Source organism: Chryseobacterium lathyri, assembly GCF_030812195.1.
Lineage (GTDB): Bacteria > Bacteroidota > Bacteroidia > Flavobacteriales > Weeksellaceae > Chryseobacterium > Chryseobacterium lathyri_A.
In genome coordinates, this window is record NZ_JAUSSF010000002.1 from 250,366 (window position 1) to 275,453 (window position 25,088).

General features: G+C 37.6%; 13 protein-coding genes and 1 riboswitch. Of the genes, 5 read left to right on the forward strand and 8 right to left on the reverse strand.

The features are described from left to right. The gene (locus J2T03_RS11405) at positions 1–4,359 is read right to left on the reverse strand and encodes a CusA/CzcA family heavy metal efflux RND transporter (RefSeq protein WP_307211303.1); all 4,359 of its coding nucleotides are present in this window, start codon (positions 4,357–4,359) and stop codon (positions 1–3) included. A 134-nt stretch (positions 4,360–4,493) separates the two neighbouring features. Then, the gene (locus tag J2T03_RS11410) at positions 4,494–4,817 is read right to left on the reverse strand and encodes a DUF6660 family protein (RefSeq protein ID WP_306840472.1); all 324 of its coding nucleotides are present in this window, start codon (positions 4,815–4,817) and stop codon (positions 4,494–4,496) included. 388 nt (positions 4,818–5,205) lie between these two features. Here J2T03_RS11410 and J2T03_RS11415 point away from each other — a divergent pair, with 388 nt between their 5' ends. Genes J2T03_RS11415 through J2T03_RS11430 form a run of 4 tightly spaced genes read left to right on the forward strand, consistent with a single transcriptional unit; the run spans position 5,206 to position 14,037 of the window. After that, the gene (locus J2T03_RS11415) at positions 5,206–6,009 is read left to right on the forward strand and encodes a cell wall anchor protein (protein WP_307211305.1); all 804 of its coding nucleotides are present in this window, start codon (positions 5,206–5,208) and stop codon (positions 6,007–6,009) included. Between the two features lie 6 nt (positions 6,010–6,015). Beyond that, complete coding sequence (locus J2T03_RS11420; RefSeq protein WP_307211307.1) at positions 6,016–6,489, forward strand: hypothetical protein; 474 nt, start codon at positions 6,016–6,018, stop codon at positions 6,487–6,489. A 52-nt stretch (positions 6,490–6,541) separates the two neighbouring features. After that, complete coding sequence (locus J2T03_RS11425) at positions 6,542–13,585, forward strand: RHS repeat-associated core domain-containing protein (RefSeq protein WP_307211309.1); 7,044 nt, start codon at positions 6,542–6,544, stop codon at positions 13,583–13,585. A gap of 11 nt (positions 13,586–13,596) precedes the next feature. Next, complete coding sequence (locus tag J2T03_RS11430) at positions 13,597–14,037, forward strand: hypothetical protein (protein ID WP_307211310.1); 441 nt, start codon at positions 13,597–13,599, stop codon at positions 14,035–14,037. A gap of 147 nt (positions 14,038–14,184) precedes the next feature. Here the strand turns inward: J2T03_RS11430 and J2T03_RS11435 are convergent, their stop codons facing one another. Beyond that, positions 14,185–15,678, reverse strand: a complete 1,494-nt coding sequence (locus tag J2T03_RS11435; RefSeq protein WP_307211312.1) for a RagB/SusD family nutrient uptake outer membrane protein — start codon at positions 15,676–15,678, stop codon at positions 14,185–14,187. An 18-nt stretch (positions 15,679–15,696) separates the two neighbouring features. Next, on the reverse strand, positions 15,697–18,630 hold the full coding sequence (locus J2T03_RS11440; RefSeq protein ID WP_307211314.1) for a SusC/RagA family TonB-linked outer membrane protein: 2,934 nt from the start codon (positions 18,628–18,630) through the stop codon (positions 15,697–15,699). An 83-nt stretch (positions 18,631–18,713) separates the two neighbouring features. Continuing rightward, positions 18,714–18,811, reverse strand: a riboswitch (SAM riboswitch). Between the two features lie 234 nt (positions 18,812–19,045). Between J2T03_RS11440 and J2T03_RS11445 the strand changes: the two genes are divergently transcribed. Then, positions 19,046–19,453: a type II 3-dehydroquinate dehydratase gene (locus tag J2T03_RS11445; RefSeq protein ID WP_307211316.1), complete on the forward strand. Its 408-nt coding sequence runs from the start codon at positions 19,046–19,048 to the stop codon at positions 19,451–19,453. Between the two features lie 63 nt (positions 19,454–19,516). On the opposite strand, the gene pckA is transcribed toward J2T03_RS11445, so the two are convergent. The 4 genes from pckA to J2T03_RS11465 all read right to left on the reverse strand — a co-directional run bounded on the left by pckA (position 19,517) and on the right by J2T03_RS11465 (position 25,072). After that, positions 19,517–21,133 (reverse strand): phosphoenolpyruvate carboxykinase (ATP), encoded by a 1,617-nt coding sequence (gene pckA / locus J2T03_RS11450; protein ID WP_307211317.1) that lies wholly within the window; start codon positions 21,131–21,133, stop codon positions 19,517–19,519. Between the two features lie 127 nt (positions 21,134–21,260). Continuing rightward, positions 21,261–22,166, reverse strand: a complete 906-nt coding sequence (locus J2T03_RS11455; protein WP_307211318.1) for a GYDIA family GHMP kinase — start codon at positions 22,164–22,166, stop codon at positions 21,261–21,263. 10 nt (positions 22,167–22,176) lie between these two features. After that, complete coding sequence (gene fabD, locus J2T03_RS11460) at positions 22,177–23,052, reverse strand: ACP S-malonyltransferase (protein WP_307211319.1); 876 nt, start codon at positions 23,050–23,052, stop codon at positions 22,177–22,179. A gap of 70 nt (positions 23,053–23,122) precedes the next feature. Continuing rightward, complete coding sequence (locus tag J2T03_RS11465) at positions 23,123–25,072, reverse strand: amino acid ABC transporter substrate-binding protein (RefSeq protein ID WP_307211320.1); 1,950 nt, start codon at positions 25,070–25,072, stop codon at positions 23,123–23,125. Between the last annotated feature and the right edge of the window lie 16 nt (positions 25,073–25,088).

Below are 25,088 nucleotides of genomic sequence, written 5' to 3' on the forward strand. Positions count from 1 at the left end.
TTATTTATTGATGATTGAATTAATGGTAACTACAGATTGATTGACCTGCTGAATGGATTCTAAATATTTCAGCTGAATATTGGTGGCCGTCTGCAATGCAAAAAGATATTCTACGTAAGAGATCTCTCCTGTTTTGTAGCCTAGCTGGGCTGCTTTCACAATTTTTTCAGCATTCGGAATGGCCTGACTTACATAATATTCATACTGCTGTATATCCTGCTGATACTGTCCGAAAGCGTTTTCAAGCTGTGCAGAAAGTTGTTTCTGCTGCATCTTTGCATTGGTTTCAGCGGCCAGCTTTTCATATTCCAGAGATTGCATTCTGGCTTTTGTTGCCCCAAACGTCAAAGGAATAGCAACACCTACAGAGAACGAATTGAAACGGTCGCCTGCATTATAGAATTTCTCCTGCCCGTTTTTGGTATGGAAGCCTATCAGCGACTGGCTCGTCAGACCAAGACTGAATTCAGGAAGTCCCTGGGATTTTTCCACATTTTTATTCTTTTCAGCAATTTCCATTTCATGATAAAAAGCTTTAACCGTAGGATTATTGGCTACAGATGAACTGTCCAGGATGTTTTCTGTTCTCAAAGGTTCGTAATCGATTTTAAAGGGAACTTCAACATCTTCTGAAGTATTCAATAATGTCTTTAAATTTTTATAAGCATTATTTAAATACACTTCATTCTGTTTCAGCAGCAGGCTGATCTCTCCTTTTTGGGTTTCTGCGGTGTTAATTTCAATTTTCTTGATATCTCCCGCTTTAAATCTTACCGTTGCAATCCTGATAAAATCCTGATAAAGGCTGTCAAGATCTTTCAGTTTGAATTTATTATACTGAAGATATTCGATCTGATAATAATATGTTCTCACCTGTTTGGTCAGTTCATTCGCCGAAACCTCTTTCTCGATCTGCCGACTTTTTATATTTTCAGTGATCAATTCTCTCCTTGCTTTGAACAGTGTGGGAAAAGGAATACTCTGCGAAATGGCAAATGACTGGTCGAATTTCGGACTGTTGTATTGCCCCAGCTGTGCTTCAAAATTTAATTTGGGAAGCTCTTTTGCCGTTCCTTTCAAAGCTTCGGCAGATTTTATATTCAGATCTTTTGATTTTAAAACCAAATTGTTTTCGGCAGCCATTTCTACTGCCTGATCTACTGAAATTGGTCTGGTCTGTGCGTTGAATGTCTGCCCGAACATCAGAAACCCAAGTACAATAACTGTAGTGATTGGCTTCATTCTATTCATCTTTGGAATCTTTGAATTAAAAATAATATAGAGCATCGGCAGAACAAATAAGGTAAGGAATGTAGCAGTAACCAATCCTCCGATGACTACGGTTGCCAAAGGTTTCTGTACCTCAGCTCCGGCTCCTGTAGAAATCGCCATCGGCAGAAACCCCAATGAAGCTACTGTTGCAGTCATCAGAACAGGTCTTAGTCTGGCTTTTGTTCCTTCATATACTCTTTTCAGCACATCCGTTTCGCCCTCTTTTTCCAGTTGGTTAAAAGTTCCGATCAGAACAATTCCGTTAAGCACTGCGACTCCGAAAAGGGCAATAAACCCGATTCCGGCACTGATACTGAAAGGCATATCTCTTAAAAGAAGGGCAAATACACCTCCGATAGCACTCATCGGAATCGCTGTAAAGATCAATGCGGCCTGCTTAAATGAGTGGAAAGTGAAATAAAGTAACATAAAGATCAGAAATAAAGAAACCGGAACTGCGATCATCAGACGCTTACTGGCTTCCTGGAGGTTTTCAAACTGTCCGCCATACGTAAAATAATATCCGGAAGGCAACTTGATCTGCTGATCCAGCCTGGCCTGAATATCTTTCACCACGCTTTGTACATCGCGGTCTTTTACATTGAAACCAATAACGATCCTTCTTTTCCCTTCTTCACGGCTGATCTGTGCAGGCCCCAGTTTATAGCTGACATTGGCTACCTGGGAAAGGGGAATCTGTGCTCCGGTTCCTGTCGCGATCATTAAATTATTCACATCATCGATATTCGTCCTGTGAAGACTGTCGAGACGAACCACAAGATCAAAACGTCTTTCATTTTCAAAAACCTGCCCGGCTGCTTTTCCGGCAAAGGCTGTACTTACAGCATTGTTTACGTCTTCTATATTTAATCCATAATTGGCCATTCTCGTTCTGTCGTATTCTACGTTGATCTGGGGAAGTCCATTTATCCTTTCAATTTGCGGAGGCGTTGCGCCGTCAACGGTCTGGATGATCTTTCCTACTTTATCTGCATAAATAGACAGTGAATCCAGGTTTTCACCAAAAATCTTAACGGCAACATCCTGCCTGATCCCCGTCATCAGCTCATTGAAACGCATCTGAATCGGCTGGTTCTTTTCAAAGAACACACCGGGAATGGTTTCTAATTTCTCACTGATCTCATCGGCGAGTTCTGTATATGATTTTTTTGATTTCCATTCTTTTTGTGGTTTTAAAACAACAATCAGGTCAGTGGCTTCCGGAGGCATCGGATCGGTAGGAACCTCAGCAGAACCGGTTTTTCCAACGACCATTTTCACCTCATCAAACTGTTTGATAATTCTTGAAGCCTGCATGGAGGTTTCGATACTCTGGCTGAGTGAACTTCCCTGCGGAAGGATGCAGTGAAATGCATAATCTCCTTCCTGAAGCTGCGGAATAAATTCGCCACCCATATTTTTGAAAATAAAAGCGCTGATGACAAATATGAAAACCGTGGCTGAAACAATGATGTATTTTACCTTTATCGCTTTATGAAGCATCGGCTGATAGATTTTCTGCAGGAAATTCATCATCTTATCTGAAAAGGTTTCTTTATGCGAAATCTTTTTGGACAAAAACAGGGCGCTCATCATTGGAATATAGGTCAGTGAAAGGATCAAGGCTCCTAAAATGGCAAATCCTACTGTTTTAGCCATCGGGGTGAACATTTTCCCTTCTACTCCGGCCAATGTAAGAATCGGAATATAAACGATTAGGATAATGATCTCTCCGAAAGCAGCACTGCTTCTGATCTTGGATGCGGAAAGGAAAACTTCCTCATCCATTTCGTTCTGAGTAAGATTCCGCACAGATTTCCTTACACCTAAGTGATGTAAAGTGGCTTCCACAATAATTACTGCACCGTCTACAATCAATCCGAAATCTATGGCTCCAAGGCTCATTAAATTGGCACTGACTCCAAAAACATTCATCATCCCCAAAGCAAAAAGAAGGGATAATGGAATGGCTGAAGCTACAATAAGTCCTGCTCTAAGGTTTCCAAGGAAAACCACCAGGACGAAAATAACGATCAGAGCACCTTCTATCAGGTTTTTTTCTACCGTATTGATCGCTCTTCCTACAAGGTCTGTTCTATCCAGGAAAGGCTCTATGACCACGTCATCGGGAAGGGATTTCTGAATAGTTGGGATTTTAGCTTTAATACGGCTGACAACATCGTTACTGTTCGCTCCTTTCAGCATCATAACAACGCCACCTACCGCATCTACCTTTCCGTTGTAGGTTAATGCTCCATAACGCACAGCACTTCCAAAACGTACATCTGCAACATCTTTTATAAAAATCGGAACGCTTCCTGTTTCATTTTTAACGGAAATATTTTTAATGTCTTCCAATGAGGTTACAAAGCCTATTCCACGGATAAAATAGGCATTCGGTTTTTTGTCTATGTAAGCTCCACCGGTATTTTGGTTATTTTTTTCCAAGGCGGTAAAGATGTCGGAAATGCTTACGCCCATTGCTTTAAGCCGGTCAGGATTTACCCCTACTTCATATTGTTTCAATTCTCCTCCGAAACTGTTGATTTCAGCAACACCGGGAGTTCCGTTCAGCTGCCTGCGGACGATCCAGTCCTGCATGGTGCGGAGTTCTTTGGCGGAATATTTCTTTTCGCTGCCTTTTTTCGGGTGAAGAATGTACTGATATACTTCCCCGAGGCCGGTACTTACAGGAGCAAGCTCGGGAGTTCCCACTCCTTCGGGGATTTCTTCAACGGCCAGCTTCAACTGTTCATTGATCAGCTGCCTGGCAAAATAAACGTCTACATTTTCTTTGAACACCACCGTGATCACGGAAAGCCCGAATCTTGAAATACTTCTGGTTTCCTGGATATCCGGAACATTGGCAATACTCTGCTCTATGGGAAAGGTAACAAGCTGTTCTACTTCCTGTCCTGCCAATGTAGGACATGCTGTGATGATCTGCACCTGATTGTTGGTTATATCAGGTACCGCATCTATGGGCAGTTTTGTAGCACTCCACACTCCCCAGATAATGAGAAGCAGGGTCATGATACCCACAATCACCTTGTTTTTGATACTGAATTTTATGATTTTATCTAACACGATCTGTATTTAATTTTTTATTGGTAATAACTGCATACGGCGATATGCCGTTGCAAAAATATCACGAAGACCTCTGCAATGGTATTGCAAAGTTCAAGAGATAGAAAGCGTAACTTCCTATTAATCAATAAAAATTAAATCTTAGGAGGCTGCCAGATATGGTCATACATCTGGTAAGCGAAATTGTTTTTCTGGAAAAGAATTTTCTTTGAAAAGTAAGCCTGAACATGGCTCTGAATTTCAAGCAAAGGATCCATTTTGAAAGAAGACACCGTCATCTGGCAGCAGCTGCAAGTACACAGCGGTGAACAAATATCACCTTTGTCCTTTGAGTGAGATTCCTGAATATTAAATGACAGTTTAACTTCTGAAGGCTCTGCAGGACGGTGCACATCTTCGCATGGCATCAGTGATAATGCCATGAAATAGAATGCAAGTATCCATCTTAACAGGTTCATATGGACAAAGGTAAAGTTTTTTTCTAAATGGAAGACTGTAGTATCTAATTTTACTTCTTAAAGAACACCACATCTTCCAAATCAACACAAATCACTGATAAACAATAATTTAAAACATAAAAATCGGCATTTTTTTAGCTTTTCCTACTTAATATTTTTTTGAATTAAAAGGAATTTTAACTAAAAATATTATGCTTTTTAAAATTCAGCACTATATAATTCCCATTTTAATGATTTCTATCATTATTATCTGTTTTTCATGCAGATATTCTTTACTTTTGCAAAAAAAACACAACTTGCTAACTTAAAAAAGTAACAGCCTTTCACCCACTTACCTAGTGAATATTACACTACCATTAAAAAAAACATTTATACACTTACAGAAACTATGAAACAGTCTTTATTCTTCATTTTAAGCCTCTCGGCTTCTTCTCTATTTGCACAGAGTTGGAATACAACAGGTAATTCGGGAACCAATTCTTCCAATAACTTCGTCGGAACAACTGATAATCAACCATTAATTTTAAAATCTAATAATAATGCCGGATTTCGATTACTTCCTGCTGGAAATGCCAGAATTGGATTAAATGATATTGATGTAACCTCTCCTGCAGATTTAAGAGTCTATAATAGTGAAAGTACTCTTGTTGAAATCGCTAATTCACTAGGAAGGTTTCAGATTGCAAAAGCAGGATGCGATGGCTGTTATGGGGAAAAAGCAGGAGATACTGTTCTCAGAAACTTAGGGAAAACCCATAATATTATACTTTCACTTCCCAATAATAATAATGATGGAACATCCTATATTGGAATCAACGATGGTACTCGTGGCACTTGGGTAAAATTTTTCAATAATGGAATTGCAAGATATGACGGTAAAATTGTGGCTAAAGAAGTCGAAGTAAAAGCAAATGTCTGGGCAGATTATGTATTTGAAAAAGACTATAAACTAAACTCTTTGGAAGAGGTGGAAAAACACATTCAGGAAAATGGTCATCTCCCCAATATCCCTTCAGCAGAAAAGGTTTTACAAGACGGTATTAATGTAGCAGAAATGAATGCTAAACTCCTTGAAAAAATTGAAGAACTAACCCTGTACTCTATTGAGCAGAATAAAAAGTTAAAGATTCAATCTGAAAAGGTAGAAAAGATGGAAAAACAATTGGAAAAATTTCTTTCTGAAAAAAAATAAACACTCATGAAAAAAAAATTACTTTCTTTCTCCTCCCTAATGATAGGATTTTTAGGGTTTTCCCAAACTGAGGTCTATTTCAAATATGACGAAGCCGGAAATCAAAGATACAGAGGTCCTGATATTGCAGGAAAAACAGCTCCTGCTGAAACAGCAAAACAAGAGTCTACACTAGCTGCCCTGCAACAACAAGAAGTTTCTGTCATGGATGAAAAAACTTTCCTGAAACAGATAAGACTATATCCTGTACCCGTTAATGATGTTCTTACTATCGACTGGACTGAAAAAGCAGACGATCTTATAGAATCCGTTTCGTTATATCAGCACAGTACGGTACACTGGAAATTCCAACAACAGAATATCCCGGCATTGAACCGTCAACTGAAGATTAACATGACAGGTTATGACTGGGGCGTCTATATTCTACGTTTCACCCTTAAAGACGGAAGAGTGTTTAGCCGAAACGTTACAAAACGATAAGCAATTTATCTGATTCGTCATCTATCAATTTATTAACACAAAGAAAAAGAATATGAAAATTTTCTATTCATTCATAATATCCTGTCTCTCAATATTAGGGTATTCACAAACTATACTATACCAAGCTGAAAGTACCTCGCGAACTGTTCAGGATCCACAGACCGTAGTGCTTGCACAGGGGTTTCACGCAACATCAAATATATCCAATCCTTTTGTTGCTAAGATAGGTCCTGGTACGGAAAATCCTGGAGGTGGGCCTGCTGATTCTGGAGCTGGTTCGAGTAATCCAACCGGAACAACAGAAACAACAGATAATAGATTCCATGACACTAAAGGAAATATTGAAGTAAACGGAGCTGGGCAACTACAATTTACGTTACCAATTGCTCTACCTCCGGGAGTAAAAAGTGTTGCTCCACAAATTAATCTTGTTTATACCAGTGGCTCAGGTAATGGAATTGCTGGGTATGGATGGAATTTATCCGGAATTACTGCAATCTCAAGGATTGGCAAAAATATTGACAAAGATGGTGAGATTAAAGGAATTCAATTAGATTACTCCGATTATTACAGCTTTAACGGACAAAGGTTAATTCTAAAATCCGGAGAATATGGTAAGGATGGTGCGGAATATGTTACTGAAAAATATTCTAATATTAAAATTAAATCCTTAGGTACAGTCACAGGACAGCTATGGCAGGGGCCTGAATATTGGGAATTGACTTTTGAAGATGGGTCTCAAGCTTGGTATGGAGCATTATCATCGGGAGATAGCATTGCAAGAACACCATTGGAATACAATATTGTGAAATGGAAAGATGCACAAGGAAATTATATTTCGTATAATTATTCACAGACTGCTTCTACTAATGTGGCTGTTATATCCAATATAGAATGGGGGGGAAATGAAGGAACAGGCAAGCCCCATTTTAATAAAATTGAGTTGAACTACTTTAATGAAAGAACTTTAAATGAAATCAATTACTTAAGTGGAATTAGGTTTGTACAAAATAAACAGCTAAAGGAAATTGTTGTAAAAACTAATGGCAATCAATTTAAAAGATATGCTGTGGAATATACTAATAATGGATCCAGTTATCAATTTGCAAATAAAATAACAGAATATAATTCTAGTGACCAAGCTGCTAACCCTGTTACAATAGATTACGAGCCATATCAACCAGGTAATGAAGAAACTACTAAAGAAAACAATATCGCTACTAATAATACAAAAAAGTATGGCGATTTTGATATGGATGGTATTACTGATTATCTTGAATTTATACCTAATCCCGGCAGCTCTCCATCTGGGCCGGTAGGATCTATACATTTTAGAAATTCGGTTTACAAAGACTCACCTGTTATTCCAATGCAATATGAACTTTCAAGATTCACTGCAGAAGAATTTGCAAAAGCTACGGCTGTAACCTTTAAAAAAGATGGCTATGTAAAAAATAAGGTAGGTATAGTAATACCGCATAAAGTTACAACTTCAGACCCTGATAAACCAAATTATGAATTATTGATATATTCTGCCGATACTTCTGATTTTAAATTTAAACTGGAATACTCAAAAATAATTCCTTACTCCATCTATAGTCCGGGTGGTGAGCTGAGTGGCGGGTCTGAATGTACTGCATCGATGCCTCTCAATGTAAGCTATTTGGAGAGTTATGACTATGACGGAGATGGTATTTCAGAGCTGCTGATAGGGTTTAACAAAAGGAACAGATGTACGAGTGCACCTTATCCCGATCAAGCCTCTAATATTGAAAATAATGACATATCAGAACCGACCGATTCACAGCTAACTCTTCTGCAGCCTCAAATTAATTCCTCAAATGTAGAGTATGGAGATGATATTCTTTCAGGCTCGGAATTAGACGATACTCAAATTAACATTGTACCACCCGGTGGCGGAACAATAGATCTTTTCACATACTACTCATCATTTTTGATAGATATTGATGAAAATACCGATATTAATAATAGTATCTATAAATATGATGAAGGAGTAAATATAAATAATTCATCGGATAATAATAAAAATAACCGTTTTGCTGATTTAAATGGAGATGGTATACAGGATATCATTCAGGTAAAACCTAATGGAACCATTACTGAAACTTATAATTTCAGTAAACAACCTAATGGAAGTTTTGTGAAAGTGAACATTGGAAGCTTTTCAGGGCAAATACTTGCAGGCATTTCCTCAGGAGCTTTATATGGAGATTTCAATGGAGATGGTAAAACAGATATCCTAGTCCCTCAGGCTAATAAATCTTATAACTGGAATTTATATATTTCTGATGGTAAAAAGTTTAATCAATCCACGATAAATAATTTCATTTATTATAGCTCCGGAGGTGAAGTATTGATGGAAAGCAGCCATAATGTATGGGAAGCAGGTGGAGGCTGTTCATATTCGGAAAGCAGGTATTTTCAATACAATGTTGCAGATCTGGATGCAGACGGCAAATCAGATATTGTTGTTAGCTACGTATTTATTAATAATCATGAATGGAGTGCACATCACGATGAGGAGAAAACTGTTTTGCGAACCTTTGTTTATTCAGTTAACAAAACCACAACAGACAATTACGCAAATTTTGCTAAGAAATTTTTATCAAGCGCAGGTGGAGATTATAATGTGAGTTTATTAGATTCACCTATCCAAACAAACGGAGATTTACAATTTTACAGAGTAAGAGATTGGAGAAGGGAATATGCTGAAAAAGTAATTCCTTTCGGAACTCTGAGTTTAAACCGAACTAATCAGCAGATCATATCTATTGGCAGACCTGATGATTGTTCGGGAGTAATTGGCTGTGCTTATAATTATGTTACTCAATATAATTATTCCTATGTTCCTACTTTAGCAAGAGCTAAATTTATTAAACAAGGTGGTATTACAACAGAAGTTTCTTACCAGGAACTTAATTCTATAGCTGATACTAATTTTTACAAACCTATCAAAAAGGAATTATTTCCTTATTTTGAACTAGAACAAATTCCTTTATCAGTAGCTGTATCAAGCCTTAAACAAACCATTCCCAATGGAACATTAATTCAGGATTTCAGGTATAGAGGTTTTATAAGCCATTTTACAGGTAAAGGGATGCTTGGTTTCAGGCAGTCTGCCCATTCTTCATGGTATTCTGTAGGACTTGAAAATACTAAAATATGGTCTGGAGTAGAAATGGATCCCCTACAAGATGGGGCTCCTGTAAAAGAATGGTCAATTAGAACCAATAATGAAAATCTAATTTTCCCTTCAGATATTTCTGAAAATAATACCCAATTATTAAGTTTCAAATCTACCATTTATCACGCTGATAAACTCTTGAATGGCCAGGTGATAAGTACTGTTACAGATGCAGACAGATCAAAAGTCGTTACAGCATTTCTCACTACAAGTACAAAAACAAAAGACTTTTTAACTGGAATTCTTACAACAGGAAGTATTACTTACGGAAATTATTATCTTCCGTCTCAAAGTATATCCAATGTCAATAATGGATATGCTATAACTACGTCTAATTTTGAATATATTCACAATCCTTCGGGAGCAGGTCCGGATTATTATATTGGTCGTCCAATGACGAAAATAGATGCTATACAAGTTTATGGAGATACAAAGTCGGCAAAAGAAGAATATACTTATGAAAACAATCTTTTAAAAACACTAAAAACCTGGAACAGGGATAATACCGGCTACTTACAGGAAACTTATAACTATGATGGTTTTGGGAATATTACACAGAAAACCATTAGTAACAGTATAGATTCTCAGACACAAACAACAACAGCACAATATGATCCAAAAGGAAGATTTGTTGTAAAGAAAACTGATAATTTAGGATTAGAAACGAATATTGAATATAATGATTGGGGGCAGATTAAAAAACAAACCGATCCTTTAGGCAATACTTTAATCAATACCTATGATAATTGGGGTAAGCTGTCAACTTCTAAGACTAATCTAGCGGGAACAACTACATATACATACGAAAAAGACAGTCAATCCAATATCATCGTTACCCAATATGATTCCGATGGTAAGGTTTCTAAAAAATTCACCAACAAATTAGGTCAGGACTACAAAACTTCTATCAAAGGATTTGGCCAGGGCCAGTACATATCCAAAGAGATTCAATATGATGTTCTGGGAAGAAAACTGAAAGAATCAGAGCCTTATTTTGAAGGACAAAGCGCTAATCAATGGAATACAATTACATACGATGATAGTTTTTTCCCCGCTAAAATGACTACAACTTCATTTAATGGCAAGAAAATGGAAACTACTGTTTCAGGAAATACCACTACTATTAAAGAAGTAAACCTTGCAGATTATGGCAGAACGACCTCAAAAACAACCGACGCTTTAGGAAATGTAATTTCTACAACCGATAAAGGAGGAACAATTCAGTTCACGTACAATGCTGCAGGAGAGCAAATCAAAGCCCAATATGCAGAAAATATTGTAACCACAAAATATGATTCTTGGGGGAGAAAATCAGAATTCAATGATCCTTCCAATGGAATCTATAAATATGAGTACGATGGTTTTGGACAACCTAAAAAGATTATCAGTCCGAAAGGAACAAAAGAATATATTTATAATAATTTAGGACAACTTATCACACAAAATGAAATTTCAACTGCAGACGGCGGACAAGCAACTAATAAAACAATTTCTTACTCTTATGATAATAAAGGAAGGATAGTTTCAAAAGGTGGTACTTCTAAAGGAAAAATATATAGTTCAAATGTATCCTATGACCCACAAGGAAGATTAACATCTTCATCAGAAAGCAGCAACGGAAAATTCTTTATTGAAAAAGGTATTACTTATGATGATAAAGGAAGGGTGATTTCTTATGAAAAGGAATTATATTCTTCGGGAGTTCTTACTAAAGTTCAGGTAGAAAATGTATATAGTACGTGGAACGGAGAACTTTATCAGGTAAAAGACAAAGTAACAGGTAAAAGCCTGTGGGAGCTGCAAGGAACCAATGTCAAAGGTCAGGTATTATCAGCAAAGCTTGGTGCATCGAATATTACTAATTTATATGATGATACTACAGGTTTTCTAAAAGAAATTAAACATCTGTCTCCTTCGCAGCAGAGTATTTTAAATATTCAATATACTTTCAATGCTGTAAAAAATGAATTGAATCTTAGAAAAACATTAGGGGATTTCAATATTATTGAATCATTTAATTATGATGATAATAATAGATTAGTTAGCTGGACAAATCCTAAAACGGGACAGCTTTCGCAAAATACTTATGACGTTAAAGGTAGGATCATGGAGAATGACCAGGTGGGAACCATGAAGTATGAGAACTCTGCGAAGATTTACCAACCGACCGGAATGACCCTGAATGCTGCAGGAACTCAGAATTATAACAATGATCTGATCCAAAGTATTGTCTATAACGAAAACAATGACCCTGTATTCATAGACGGGATGAAAGGGGATGTAGCTTTCCAATACGGCTTAACCAGCATGAGGCAAAGGGTAACATATGGAGGTAATTTCAGTATTGATGGAGATGGTAAATTCACAAAATTTTATAATGAAGATGGAAGCTTTGAAGTCGTAAAAGATAACACAACGGGAAAGGAAAAGCACGTCCTTTATATTGGAGGAAATCCTTATGAAAGTAATATTATTTATCTTAAGAATTACGATGAAACAGCTGGTTCTTATAAATTCTTGCATAAAGATTATATAGGAAGTATCTTAGCTATCAGTGATGAAGCAGGAAACAAATTAGAGCAGAGACACTTTGATGCATGGGGTAATTTCACTCATTTACAGATTGGAAGCGGAGCCATAATTACGGATAAAAATATTATTGATAACACTTCGTTATTAGTAAACAGAGGCTATACCAGCCATGAACATTTTGCTGAAGTAGGAATTATCCACATGAATGGTAGATTATATGATCCGCTGTTGAGAAGATTCTTAAATGCTGATGAAAACATTCAAGATCCTACCAATACCCAAAACTATAATAAATATGGGTATGTGATGAATAATCCTCTGATGTTTAATGACCCTACAGGGGAATTTTTAGGGATACCTGAACTTATATCGGCAATGATCATTGCTACTATAGTGACAGGATTCAGTTATACGGTTATGACATCAATTAGTGGACAGAATTGGGATTTAGGACAGTTTTTGAAAGCTAATTTATTTGCTGCTGCTTCAGCCGTTGTTACGTATGGTATTGGAAGCGTATTTGTCTCCTCTGCCGGTACTGCTACAGAAATTGCGAAGGAACTGGGCAAGTTCGGAACTATTATTGTACAGGGAACTGCACATGCTTTGGCACAAGGAGTATTATCTTTAGTGCAGGGACAGGGCTTTGGCAGTGCTTTTGCCTCAGGATTTTTAGGAAGCATGGGTGCTTCAGCTTTCACTGAAGCAGCAGGTAAGTTTGCAAGCAGTGCTACAGGAACAGTATTATCAGGAGCTGTTTTAGGAGGTGTAGGTTCTGAGCTAACCGGAGGAAACTTTTGGCAAGGTGCTTTGATTGGAGGGGCTGTTGCTGGATTTAACCATGCTTTCCATACAATGGATGGAGGGCCTGGTAATGGTAAAATAAAAAAAGGATCTTCTTCAAAAAAGATTGAGGGAGATAAAAATATTTGGTTTGGTGATGAAAATCCAAACTTGTTAAAACAAGCTGTAAATGATAATTATCTACCAGATAATACAGTCAGGGTTTATGCTCATTCAAGTGGTAGCTTCATAGTCGGACCAAATGGTGAACATATCTATACTGCTGAACAACTCGATCAGGTTTTAACTGGTCGCAGTAGAGCTTGGGAAAATTTTAAAAAAAATGGAGGAAAATTAATATTAGATATTAAAGCTTGTAATGCTGGTCATGACAACAAAGGATTCGCTACACGTATATCAAGTAGCCCTATTTTTAAAAATGTTGTTATAATTGCACCTAGTGATTACTATATGTCAGATGGAATTAAATCATGGATAAATCGAGGTGGGCAATATAATATCATATTGAATGGAAAATTAGTTAGAGGTAAATACAGTAATCATCCTATACCTTAAAAATTAAAATTATGAAAACGATATCTTTTAAGAAAATTATAATACCATTTTTATTTTCACTGCTAATCTGCTGTTCAAAAGAAAAACAGCAAAAAAAATCTGAAAATGTTACAATAGAAAAATTCAAAAAAGAAATTCTAATGAATGGCAATGTTAATGCATATAACAAATTAAGTATATATTATCTGAAATCAACATTTCATAATGAACTTTTACCTTACTCAATTCTGATGGCAGATAAATATAATCACGGAGATGCCTGTCATGATATATTTGTACAATTAATCGGTTTAAAGCAGGCACCAAAATCTCAACAATATGATATCTCCATTTTTAATAAATTAAATGAGGGAGAAAAGAAGTATGTCTTATTTTATCTGAAAAAAGGAGCTAAATTAAAAAACATAAATTGTATAGTAGTTTTAAAAGAACTAGGCTATTCTGACAATTAATACTTCCGATAGTCTTAGAATTTTTTTTATTGGAACTATTCTCTTTTTTAAAACAAAAAGCTTAAACATTAATTTTTAATATTTCTCAATTCCTGCAACATGTGTTGCAGGAATTTTTATTGTATTTCGAGGTCAAAGCTAAATAAACTACAAATTCGGATTATTCTCAATCTCCTTCTGCGGAATACTGAACAGATAATACTTACTGTTCGGGGCAAAAGCAGTCTGATCAGGGAAATTAAAGACAGAGTGTCCTCTTCCATTCACCGTTTTTACCGTTCCGTCCGGAGTGGTAATCTGTATTTTTATCGGCTGGCCGTTGGCATCTACATAAGGCTTTCTAACTACAGTTCCCTGTGTTCTGATGATATCTGAAAGAGAGAATCCCTCCCCGAAAAGTTCTTTTCTTCTTTCGATCAGTATTTCTTTTACTACATCATTCTGGGCAAGAGATCCACTGTAAGGATTGGCATTTCTCGCTGTTTTTAATTCGTTTAAAACAGTAACTGCATTGGTAATATTTCCATTCCTGGCTTCTGCCTCGGCTTCGATCAGGCACATTTCTGCCGCTCTCATCAATACAATATCTGCAATAAGACCAGTTTTAAATTTAAACTTGGAATATCTCAACAGACCTTCCCTGCCCGGGAGACCATCCCACTGAAACAGCTGGGATCTGATATCATTGGTATCAAATAAATCTTTGAAAAATGGATCTGCCATAAAACTATAGTAATAACTTCCTGAAGAAGAAACATCAAGATAATGGAAAGCATAGCTCGCTCCTGATTGCTCCTGAGTTTGCCCATGTCCCCATATCCATTCTCCGTTGCTGATGTCATTGAAACCTTCCTTGTATTTTTCCGGAGTCATCAACGGATAACCTGCTCTGGCTATTTTTGCTGCTGCTGCTGCCTTACTCCATTCTCCGGTATTCAGGTAGGTTCTTGCTAAAAGTCCGTTCACCACAGCTTTGTTGATCTTATCTTTATTATTTCTGGTATAATTAGCCAGCAAATTATCTGCTTCCGTAAGGTCGCTTTTAATCAAAGTATAAATTTCTTCCAGGCTTGCTTTTTTCTTTGGAACAGAACTGATTGTGGATGGCTCCGTATAAATCGGGGCTGTAAGAGCTGTTTTATCTTTAAGATAGCTGAACTGGTAAAAGCTGGCCAGATTCAGATAACAGAAAGCACGCAATGCTTTAGCCTGCCCTTTTACCTGGTCTTTTTTCGCCTGGCTTCCTTCTGTCTGGTCAATACGGGTGATCACATTATTCATATTATTTATGGTTGAATATAATGTAGACCATATAAACTGAGGCCTTGAAATCGTATTGTTGACCATTTCCGTAAAGGCATATGCAGATGGAAAACCATATTTATTGGTAAGAATTGCCGCATCACTTCCCATAGCATCACTCGTTCTCAAAACGGTTGAATACCCGATATTGGCATAGGTTGGTCCGTCATCATTAAATTTCGCCCAGGCTCCATTGATCACAGTTTCTGCACTTTCTGCTGTTTTGAAAACCTCTGCACCGTTAGCCTGATCCGTAGGAGCTGTTTCCAGTTCATTCTCACAGCTTGTCAGCGACCATACTGCGATCAGGGCAAAAGATATATATTTTAATTTTTTCATTGTTTCAATTTTAAAGAGTTAAAGAGTTGCCTGAAGACCGAAAGTTATTGTTCTCATGGCAGGGTATCTGTAATAAGTGGTCCCGTCTAATGCCTGTTCCGGATCCATTCCTTTATGTTTGTAGAAAGTCAGAAGGTTTTCTGCCTGAACATAAATTCTAAACTTTTTCAGACCCAGCTTTTCAAAATAATCCGAAGGAAGTGTATAACCGAGGCTTACATTTTTGAGCCTTGCATACGTTCCGGAATATAAAAACCTTGAAGAAGTTGAGTTCCAGTTATTCGTTGTAGTGCTTAAAGCCGGAACATCCGTGTTCGGGTTTTCCGGTGTCCATCTGTTCAGCATTTCTGCACTCCAGGCACGTCCGCCGGAGCTTCCGTTAGACATCAATGAGGTATAATCCGTATCAAGGATCTTTCCTCCGATGCTGAATGTCAACAATCCCGAGAAATCAAAGTTTTTATAGGCAACACTTGTGGTAACTCCTCCCGTTACCTTAGGCAGTGCAGATCCCTGTACTGTTTTGGTAGCTTTTGCATACTCTGAAGTCGTTCCGTCCACTGTATTTCCATTCGCATCCTGATAAATATATCTCCACAAAGGTTTTCCATTGGAAGGATCAACACCTATCCATTCAGGAATAAAGAAATCATAGATTGAACCGCCTACTTCCAGACGTTTTGTTCCTGTTATTACAGATCCTTTAGGAAGCTTTGTGATCTTATTGCTTAAAGTACTCAGGTTGACATCCACATTCCATTGGAAATTATCATTTTTGATGGGAGTTGTAAACAATGAGAACTCAAAACCTGTATTCTGTATCGTCCCGACATTGAACGGAAAATCACTGATTCCAAGGGATGGGGCAACCGGCATATTAAACAGAAGATCCTGGCTTTTTCGTTTAAAATATTCTACGTTACCTTTCACCCTGTTATTAAGAATGGCAAACTCAAGACCTACATTTAAATTAAGATTGGTTTCCCATTTCACATCATTGGTCTGTACTTTTTCAAGAACAGTTCCCGGCTCGCCAAGATTATTATAGAATTTATATAATTCCTGGTACGCATAATAAAGTGAAGATCCGTTAGGTCTCCTTAATTTATCATTGCCCTGACCACCATAACTTGCACGGAATGTAAGCTGATTAAAGACATTTAAATCTTTAATGAAATCTTCATTTGAAACTTTCCATGAACCTCCTACTGACCAGAATTTTCCCCATCGGTTATCTGCAAAGAACCTTGAAGATCCGTCCGCCCTTCCCGATACTGATAAAAAGTAAGTATTGTTAAAATCATATTCCGCTCTACCCAGGAAACTCAACAATGAAAATTTGTCACTGTTTCCACTGAAGCTTCCCAATAAAGCAGCTGCATCAGGCTCATAATAGTAAGGAAGAGAAAACTGGCTTCTGGAACCGGATATCGTTTGGTAATCATATTTATAAAATTCCTGTCCTCCCAAAACATTCAGATGATGCTTCCCGAATTTTTTGTCAAAAGTCAGAATATTACTTGTGGTATACGAAAGTGTCCTGCTGTTTGACCTCGTTACAGAACCACCGATCTCACTTCCTTCTCCGATAAGAGGATTAGAATAGTAATGACCGTTATAATTCACAAGATCAACTGAAAAGCTGGTTTTAAACTTCAGTTCCGGAAGGAAAGTAAAATCTAAAAATCCTTTTCCTGAGAAGTTGTCTTCTTTATTCTCGTTCTTATCCAGGGGAAGTGTTGCCGCAGCATTTTGATTCTGCAATGCGCTTGTAGGCCTGTATTTTCCAAAATCATAAATTCTGTTTCCTCCAGCATCCAGCACATAGCTTCCGTCGGCATTTCTTTCGTAATATGGATAAAAAGATGGAATTACCCTTGCTGCATTGATGATATTGTCGGCTCTCGAATCTGAAGATGGCGGCGCATTCTGGATACTGTTGGTATAACTTAAATTCACACCTGCATTCAGCCATTTTTTAACTTCGGAATTGATCTTCAATCTGGTCGCAAATTTCTGAAATCCGGACTCTATGGCAATTCCTTTATCATCAAGATACCCTAATGAAAAGAAATAATTGCTTTTTTCGCTGCCTCCGCTGATATCAAAATCTACCTGGCTTCTGGAAGCTGTTCTCTGAAGGATGTCTCTCCAGTCATCATTCCATAAAGCTTTTGCTCCCGGGAGAAGCTTTCCGTCTGCTCCTACAGGATTTGGAAATCCGGTTCCATAAGGATTTATTCCCAGAGCATTCACAAGATTGTTGCTTGCCATTTGTCCGGCCTGTTCAGAAGATATCTGCCCGGATTTGTATCCGTTTCTCAACGCTTCCCAATACAACTGGAAATATTCATCGGTGCTTACCTGCTTATAATCTTTTACAGCTCTGCTGGAAAACCCCTGGCTGATATTAAAATTTACTCTCGATTCTCCTTTTTTACCGGATTTCGTTGTAATGATGATGATCCCGTTAGCTCCTCTTGAACCGTATAATGAACTGGCTGTAGCATCTTTCAGAACACTGATGGATTCTATATCATTCGGGCTGATGGAATTGATATTCCCGTCAAAAGGAATTCCATCCACTACATAAAGAGGGTCACTGGAGGCACTAATAGAACCTACTCCCCTGATTCTTACAGAAGCCGTTGAGCCCGGCTGCCCGGAAGCACTTACCGCCTGAACACCAGGAACCTGACCTTCCAGTGCTTTTGTAATATTGGTAACCGGCCTGTTATTGATCTTATCGCTGGAGATCGTGGCTACTGAACCGGTATAACTTGTCCTTTTTGCTTTACCATAAGCAATTACGACCACTTCATCGATTTCCTTTTCATTAATTGTATCTTTTTTCGGTTTTGCTTCCTGTGCATTGACACTGATAATTCCTAAAAAAAATACAGCAACAGTGGGAACCAAAATTTTAGAGTTAATTAAATTTTTACTAATCATAATCAATTTTATTTATCACATATTAAAAATTAACCCTTTGCAGAAAAGTCAGCAAAGGGCATCGATAAATACGATTAACCAAACGCTTATTTTTCCTTTAAAGGCTGAATGTAACACCTTGCACAGAGGCAGGTTGTTAAGATTTCATAGGGTCAGTTCCCTCCATCTTTCTTTATAAGCCGATCGAAATATGAGTGCAAATCTAAAAACAATTAGTCTACAAAACAAGTAGACTTTAAAATTTATTATGAAATATTTTCAAAAATTAACTTAAAAATTAATCAAAACCCGCGATAGCAAACAGTTATACAATTACGGAATAATCAAACATGACAAATATCATTAAACATAATGTAATTTTCGAAAACTGTAAAAAAAAGTTCGAAAATAGAACTAAACTATTTAAATTTATAGAATGAAAGTTTTAATTGTAAATGGCCCCAATCTGAATCTTTTGGGCACAAGAGAACCTGAGATCTACGGCAGCACTTCCATGGAATCCTGCCTGGAAAAACTGAGATCTGAATTTACATCTTATGAACTGGACTATTACCAGTCCAATATTGAAGGGGAGATCATCAACAGACTACAGGAAGATGATTTTGATGCCTTGGTGATCAATCCCGGTGCGTATACCCACTATTCTTATGCTATTGCAGACTGTTTAAAAAACATACGAAAACCGAAGATAGAAGTTCATATCAGTAACATCTATAAAAGAGAAGAATTCCGGCAGAAATCTGTAACAGCAGCCAATACGGACGCGGTATTATCAGGTTTTGGAATGGATGGGTACAGGTTGGCGGTTTTAAGCTTGAAATGATAAGCTGAAACATTTGAAATATATAATAAAGCCTCATCGATGATGAGGCTTTTATTTCTTATATTAGATAGTCTGCTGCTGAAGCTGAGGTCCTGAAGAAACTAATTTCTTCCCTTCTTCAGTATTGCAATACTGCTCAAAGTTTTTAATATACCTTGCAGCAAGGTCTCTTGCTTTTTCTTCCCATTCTGAAGCATTACTGTATGTTTCTCTTGGATCTAAAATTCCTTCGGAAACATTCGGAAGCTCTGTAGGAATTTCAAGGTTCATGATCGGGACCCGATTTTTAGGAGCATTTTCGATAGAACCGTCAATGATTGCATCGATGATCGCTCTTGTATCTTTCAAAGAAATTCTCTTTCCTGTTCCGTTCCAGCCGGTATTTACTAAATAGGCTTTAGCACCGTGCTCTTTCATTTTTCCGATCAGTGTTTTAGAATACATCGTCGGATGAAGGGTAAGGAATGCCTCTCCAAATGCAGGAGAGAAAGATGGTTCAGGTTCAGTGATTCCTCTTTCTGTACCAGCCAGTTTGGATGTATATCCGCAAAGGAAGTGGTATTGTGCCTGGTTTTCATCTAAGATAGAAACCGGAGGCAATACTCCGAATGCATCAGCAGAAAGGTAAACAATCTTCTTAGCATGCCCTGCTTTAGAAGGAAGAACAATCTTGTTGATATGGTAAATTGGGTAAGATACTCTTGTATTTTCAGTGATAGATCCGTCTGTATAATCAGCAATTCCGTTATTTACCACTACATTTTCAAGAAGCGCATCTCTTTTGATCGCTCTGAAAATATCCGGTTCTTTTTCTGCTGAAAGGTCAATTACTTTGGCATAACATCCTCCTTCATAGTTGAATACACCATTATTATCCCAACCGTGCTCATCGTCACCGATCAGGAATCTTTTAGGATCTGCAGATAAAGTTGTTTTTCCAGTTCCGGAAAGACCAAAGAAAAGAGCTACATCACCATCCTCGCCTACGTTGGCAGAACAGTGCATAGAAGCCATTCCTTTCAATGGAAGGTAATAGTTCATCATAGCAAACATCCCTTTCTTCATTTCACCTCCATACCAGGTACCTCCGATGATCTGTAGTTTTTCAGTAAGATTGAACATGATGAAGTTCTCAGAATTCAGTCCCTGAGCTTCCCAGTTCGGATTGGTTGTTTTAGAACCGTTGATCACTGTGAAATCCGGCTCTCCGAAGTTTTCAAGCTCATAGTGAGACGGACGGATAAACATATTAGTAACGAAATGCGCCTGCCACGCTACTTCAACGATAAACCTTACTTTTAATCTGGTATCTGTATTGGTACCACAAAAAGCATCAACAACATAGATTTTTTTAGCTTCAGAAAGCTGGTTCAGCACTAATCCTTTACAAGAATCAAAATTTTCCGCTGTAGTAGGAAGGTTTACTTTCCCATCCCAGAAAATTGTGTCTCTCGTAACATCATCCTGAACTATATATCTGTCTTTAGGTGAACGACCTGTGAAAATTCCGGTTTTTACTGATACTGCACCAGATTCCGTAAGCTCAGCTTTCTCAAAGCCTTGATTTTCAGGAGCTATCTCAGCCTGATATAACTCTTCGTAAGACGGGTTATAGACGACTTCATAATTCCCTTTAATCCCTAATTTTTCTAAATCCTGGATGATTTTAGCGTGTTTCATTTTACTTATATTTTCTATTTCTTTATTGGGCTCAACAAAATTAATATTAATTATTTGTTAAAGGTGGTTTAAATATAATGATATAAGTCAGAATGACAAATAAAAAAACGGGATTGTAAATTGCTGATTATAAATTAATTATATCAGACCATTCAAAAACAGTATTAAAACCTTTTCCCCAAAAATAGTCCTCATAGCCGTGAAATTTGGCACTCATCACAAAATCTCCGCCCCACGCTCCCAAACTTTTAACAAAAACAGGACAGTCTGCAAAAAATTTCCCTTTAACTGTGGGAATTTCAAGGAATTTTGAAATTTTTTGTTCATGAATCATCATCAATTGGGAAAAATTTTCCAATTCGCTGCATAACAAAACTTTCTTTGTGATATCCGAAAATTCATCAATGAGGATTTGTGACTTTTGTTTCGACTTGTAAAAACTGATACCTTCCCGGCTATCCTGTTTCTGATTCAGATGGATAAAAATCAGTTCATTTTTAAACAGTGGATTGAAATCTACTTTCTCATAACTGATTTGAGGTTTGTTTCTGAAAAGAATAGCAGATTTTTCTTTTGCAACCGCAATATCATAGCCACTTCCTCCCAGACTGATGCTGTTGAGATGAAAAGGGTCAATATCCGCCCACTCCGCAAGGTTGTTCATCAAAGTAGAACTGCTGCCCAGACCGTAATCTGCAGGAAACTGAAGATTCGTCCTAAGATGGTAAGTAAAATTGGTTTTTAATTTGGTTTTAGAAAGCTGCTGAACATTTTTAAGGGTTTTCAGAATAAATTCAGCACTTGAAGGAATATTGGTTTCGAGGATCTGCCAGTTCTTATAATCAATGACAGCTTTCAGCCATAACTTGTTCTGATGATGGGCTTCCCAAAAGATCAGGGATTTTTCATCGTCTTTTTCATCAAAAAAAAACTCTTGTCCAAGCTTGGTAGGTACTGCCAGGACAAGAGCTCCGTCTATTGCGAAATATTCTGAAGTAAGCATAAGCTTTCCCGGTGAAAATATTCCGCCCATATTTTTTTAATTAGATTGCAGAAGCAACATCTACAGAGCCATCAATTTTCTTGATCAATCCCTGAAGAGTTTTTCCAGGACCAACTTCTACAAAATTCGAGGCACCGTCTTTGATCATATTCTGAACAGACTGTGTCCATTTTACAGGGCCTGTAAGCTGAGCGATCAGGTTTTGTTTGATTTCCTCAGGATTGGTCACTGCTGTAGTTGTGATATTCTGGTATACCGGAATAGTTGCTTTTCTGAATTTTGTTTTTTCAATCGCGTCTGCCAGTCTTTCCTGTGCAGGCTTCATCAATGGAGAGTGGAATGCTCCGTTTACAGGAAGCAACAATGCTCTTTTTGCTCCTGCTTCTTTAAGCTTTACACAGGCTTCTTCTACAGCAGACGTTTCTCCTGAAATTACCAATTGTCCGGGACAGTTGTAATTGGCAGGTACTACAATACCGCTGATCTGCGCACAAATCTCTTCAACTTTAGCATCTTCAAGACCTAAAATTGCAGCCATTGAGCTTGGATTGGCATCACAGGCTTCCTGCATTGCCTTTGCTCTTTCAAATACTAATTTCAGGCCGTCATCAAAGGACAAAACTCCATTGGCGACTAAGGCTGAAAATTCTCCTAAAGAATGCCCTGCAACCATTTCGGCTCCAAGACCGTTCACTGCTTTTAAAGCAGCTACTGAATGTATAAAGATAGAAGGTTGGGTAACCTCTGTTTTCTTAAGATCTTCATCCGTACCATTGAACATCAAGGTAAGAATATCGAAACCTAAAATTTCATTGGCAGATTCCATTAAGTCCTTTATGTCTTTTCTAGAATCGTACAATTCTTTTCCCATTCCTACGAACTGAGAACCCTGCCCAGGAAATACAAGTGCTTTCATGTATTGATTTAAATATTATGCAAATATAAAGATAATGTTAAAAATATTCCTTTAAAAAGGCATAAATCAGTTAAGGAACTAATCTAATCACTCGGTATCCGGTGTTTACATAAGCCCCATTTGCTTTAGATTTTACAAACTCAAACTTGGTAGCAAGCTGAGTCTGAACTTTATTCATCTGTTTAAAGATCTCTCCTTTTTTATTTTCTCTCGTCAGCATGTCATTCACGACATCAAAACCTACGATTGCATATTTAGGAGGTGTTTTACAGTATTTGCTTTTATAAGCAGCTAAGATTTCTTTCTCAAAATTGCCTTCTGCATTGATCTTCCTGTCCATCAGATACACAAGGTTTGCCTGGCTTAGCTCATCAACTTTTTTCTCAAAAACCGGCGAATAGTACATACTGAATGCTTTCACTCCCTGCACTTCTTTGGAAAGAGCAATTGTTTTATTGGCAAAAGCTTCTCCGGCAGCATCATTATCACTGGCAAGAATTGCAATAACCGGAGCAGATTGCCCTGTCATCATATTCTGATCCAGCTGAATTTCTGCAGGAGAGTTCACTACAATGATATTTGGATTTTTAACCGCTTTTTCAAGACCTCCTTTAATGTAGTTTGCAATTTCTTTTTTACTGTCAGCCACTACATATATTTTCTGATCTGAATATACAGCTTTTACCTCTTCAACGATCTTGTCAGCATAAGTCTGGTCATTGGTCTCAACGATGATCAGGTTATTATAATTATATAGTTCCGGAGAGTTGGCAAAAGGTGCTACAACCGGAATTTTCTGGTTTTTAGTAAAATCGAGAACATCAATTACGTTAGATTTAAAGAATGGGCCGATAATAAGGTCTGTATTATCCGGATTGATCTGGGCCATTGAATTTTTAAATGAGGCTTCGTTTCCTGAATCCACAATTTTGACATCAAGCTTCTGCCCGCCTCTTGCATTTCTTTCAATTGCCAGTTTAGCCCCGGTAAGGAAATCCAGCGCCATTGATCTGTATTGGGTTTCGTTGGTACTGTATCCGAAAGGAAGCATTAAAACAACGCTCAATGCATCTCCACTTTTCTTTACATAAGCAGGATCCTGTTTCTTAATCTTTAAGACCATTCCTGCTTTCAATCCTTTTGAAAGATCTGGATTTAACGCGATCAGCTCATCGATTGAAACCCCGAATTTATTAATAATAGAGAATACTGTATCTCCCTGCTGAACGGTATAGGTAACGTAATCATCAGCTCCTGCAGTTATAGTTCCTGCCGGAGATTTTTCATTTCCTGAATCTATTTTTGTCTTTGGATTTACGGGTTCGGAAACCACAGCTACATCCGTATTTGATTTTTTTACGTTGATGGTTTCACCCGGCTTAAGGCCTTTTTCTTCTAATCCTGGATTTAAAGCAAAAAGCTCCTGCTGGCTGATTCCAAATTGTTTTGTAATTCTGTAATAATTATCTTTTGACTGGATTACATACGCTTCTCCTTCTGCAGGTGTTACCACTGCTGCAGATGCCTCTGTATGAGTTTCTGTAGATTTGGCAACTATAGATGCCGGAACTGCCTGCTGTTCTCCGCCATATTTTTTGATGCTTTCGAGAGGTAAAATGATCTCATCCCCTATTTTCATATGGGTATCGAGTTCAGGGTTCAGTTTTCTCAGGTCTGTTTCAGAGATACGATACTGCTTTGTAATTCCGTAAATGGTCTGTTTAGGCTGAAGAATAATTTTTCCAACCTGCGTATTTAAATGGCTAGGTTTTGCCTTTTCTGCGACTACAGGCTTGGAAGCCGCAACAGTATGTTTTTCGGCTTTCACCGTAACCACATCTCCTATTGCTAGCTTACCGTTTTTGAATTTTGGGTTCAGCTTTAACAGTTCATCTACAGTAATCCCGTATTTTTTTGCAATATTATAAGGATTATCTCCTTTTACAACGGTGTGCGAGTTTTGGGCAGATGCTCCCAAAACCATACATAAACTGGACAAAATAAAAAACCTCTTTATCATACTCGATAATTATAAT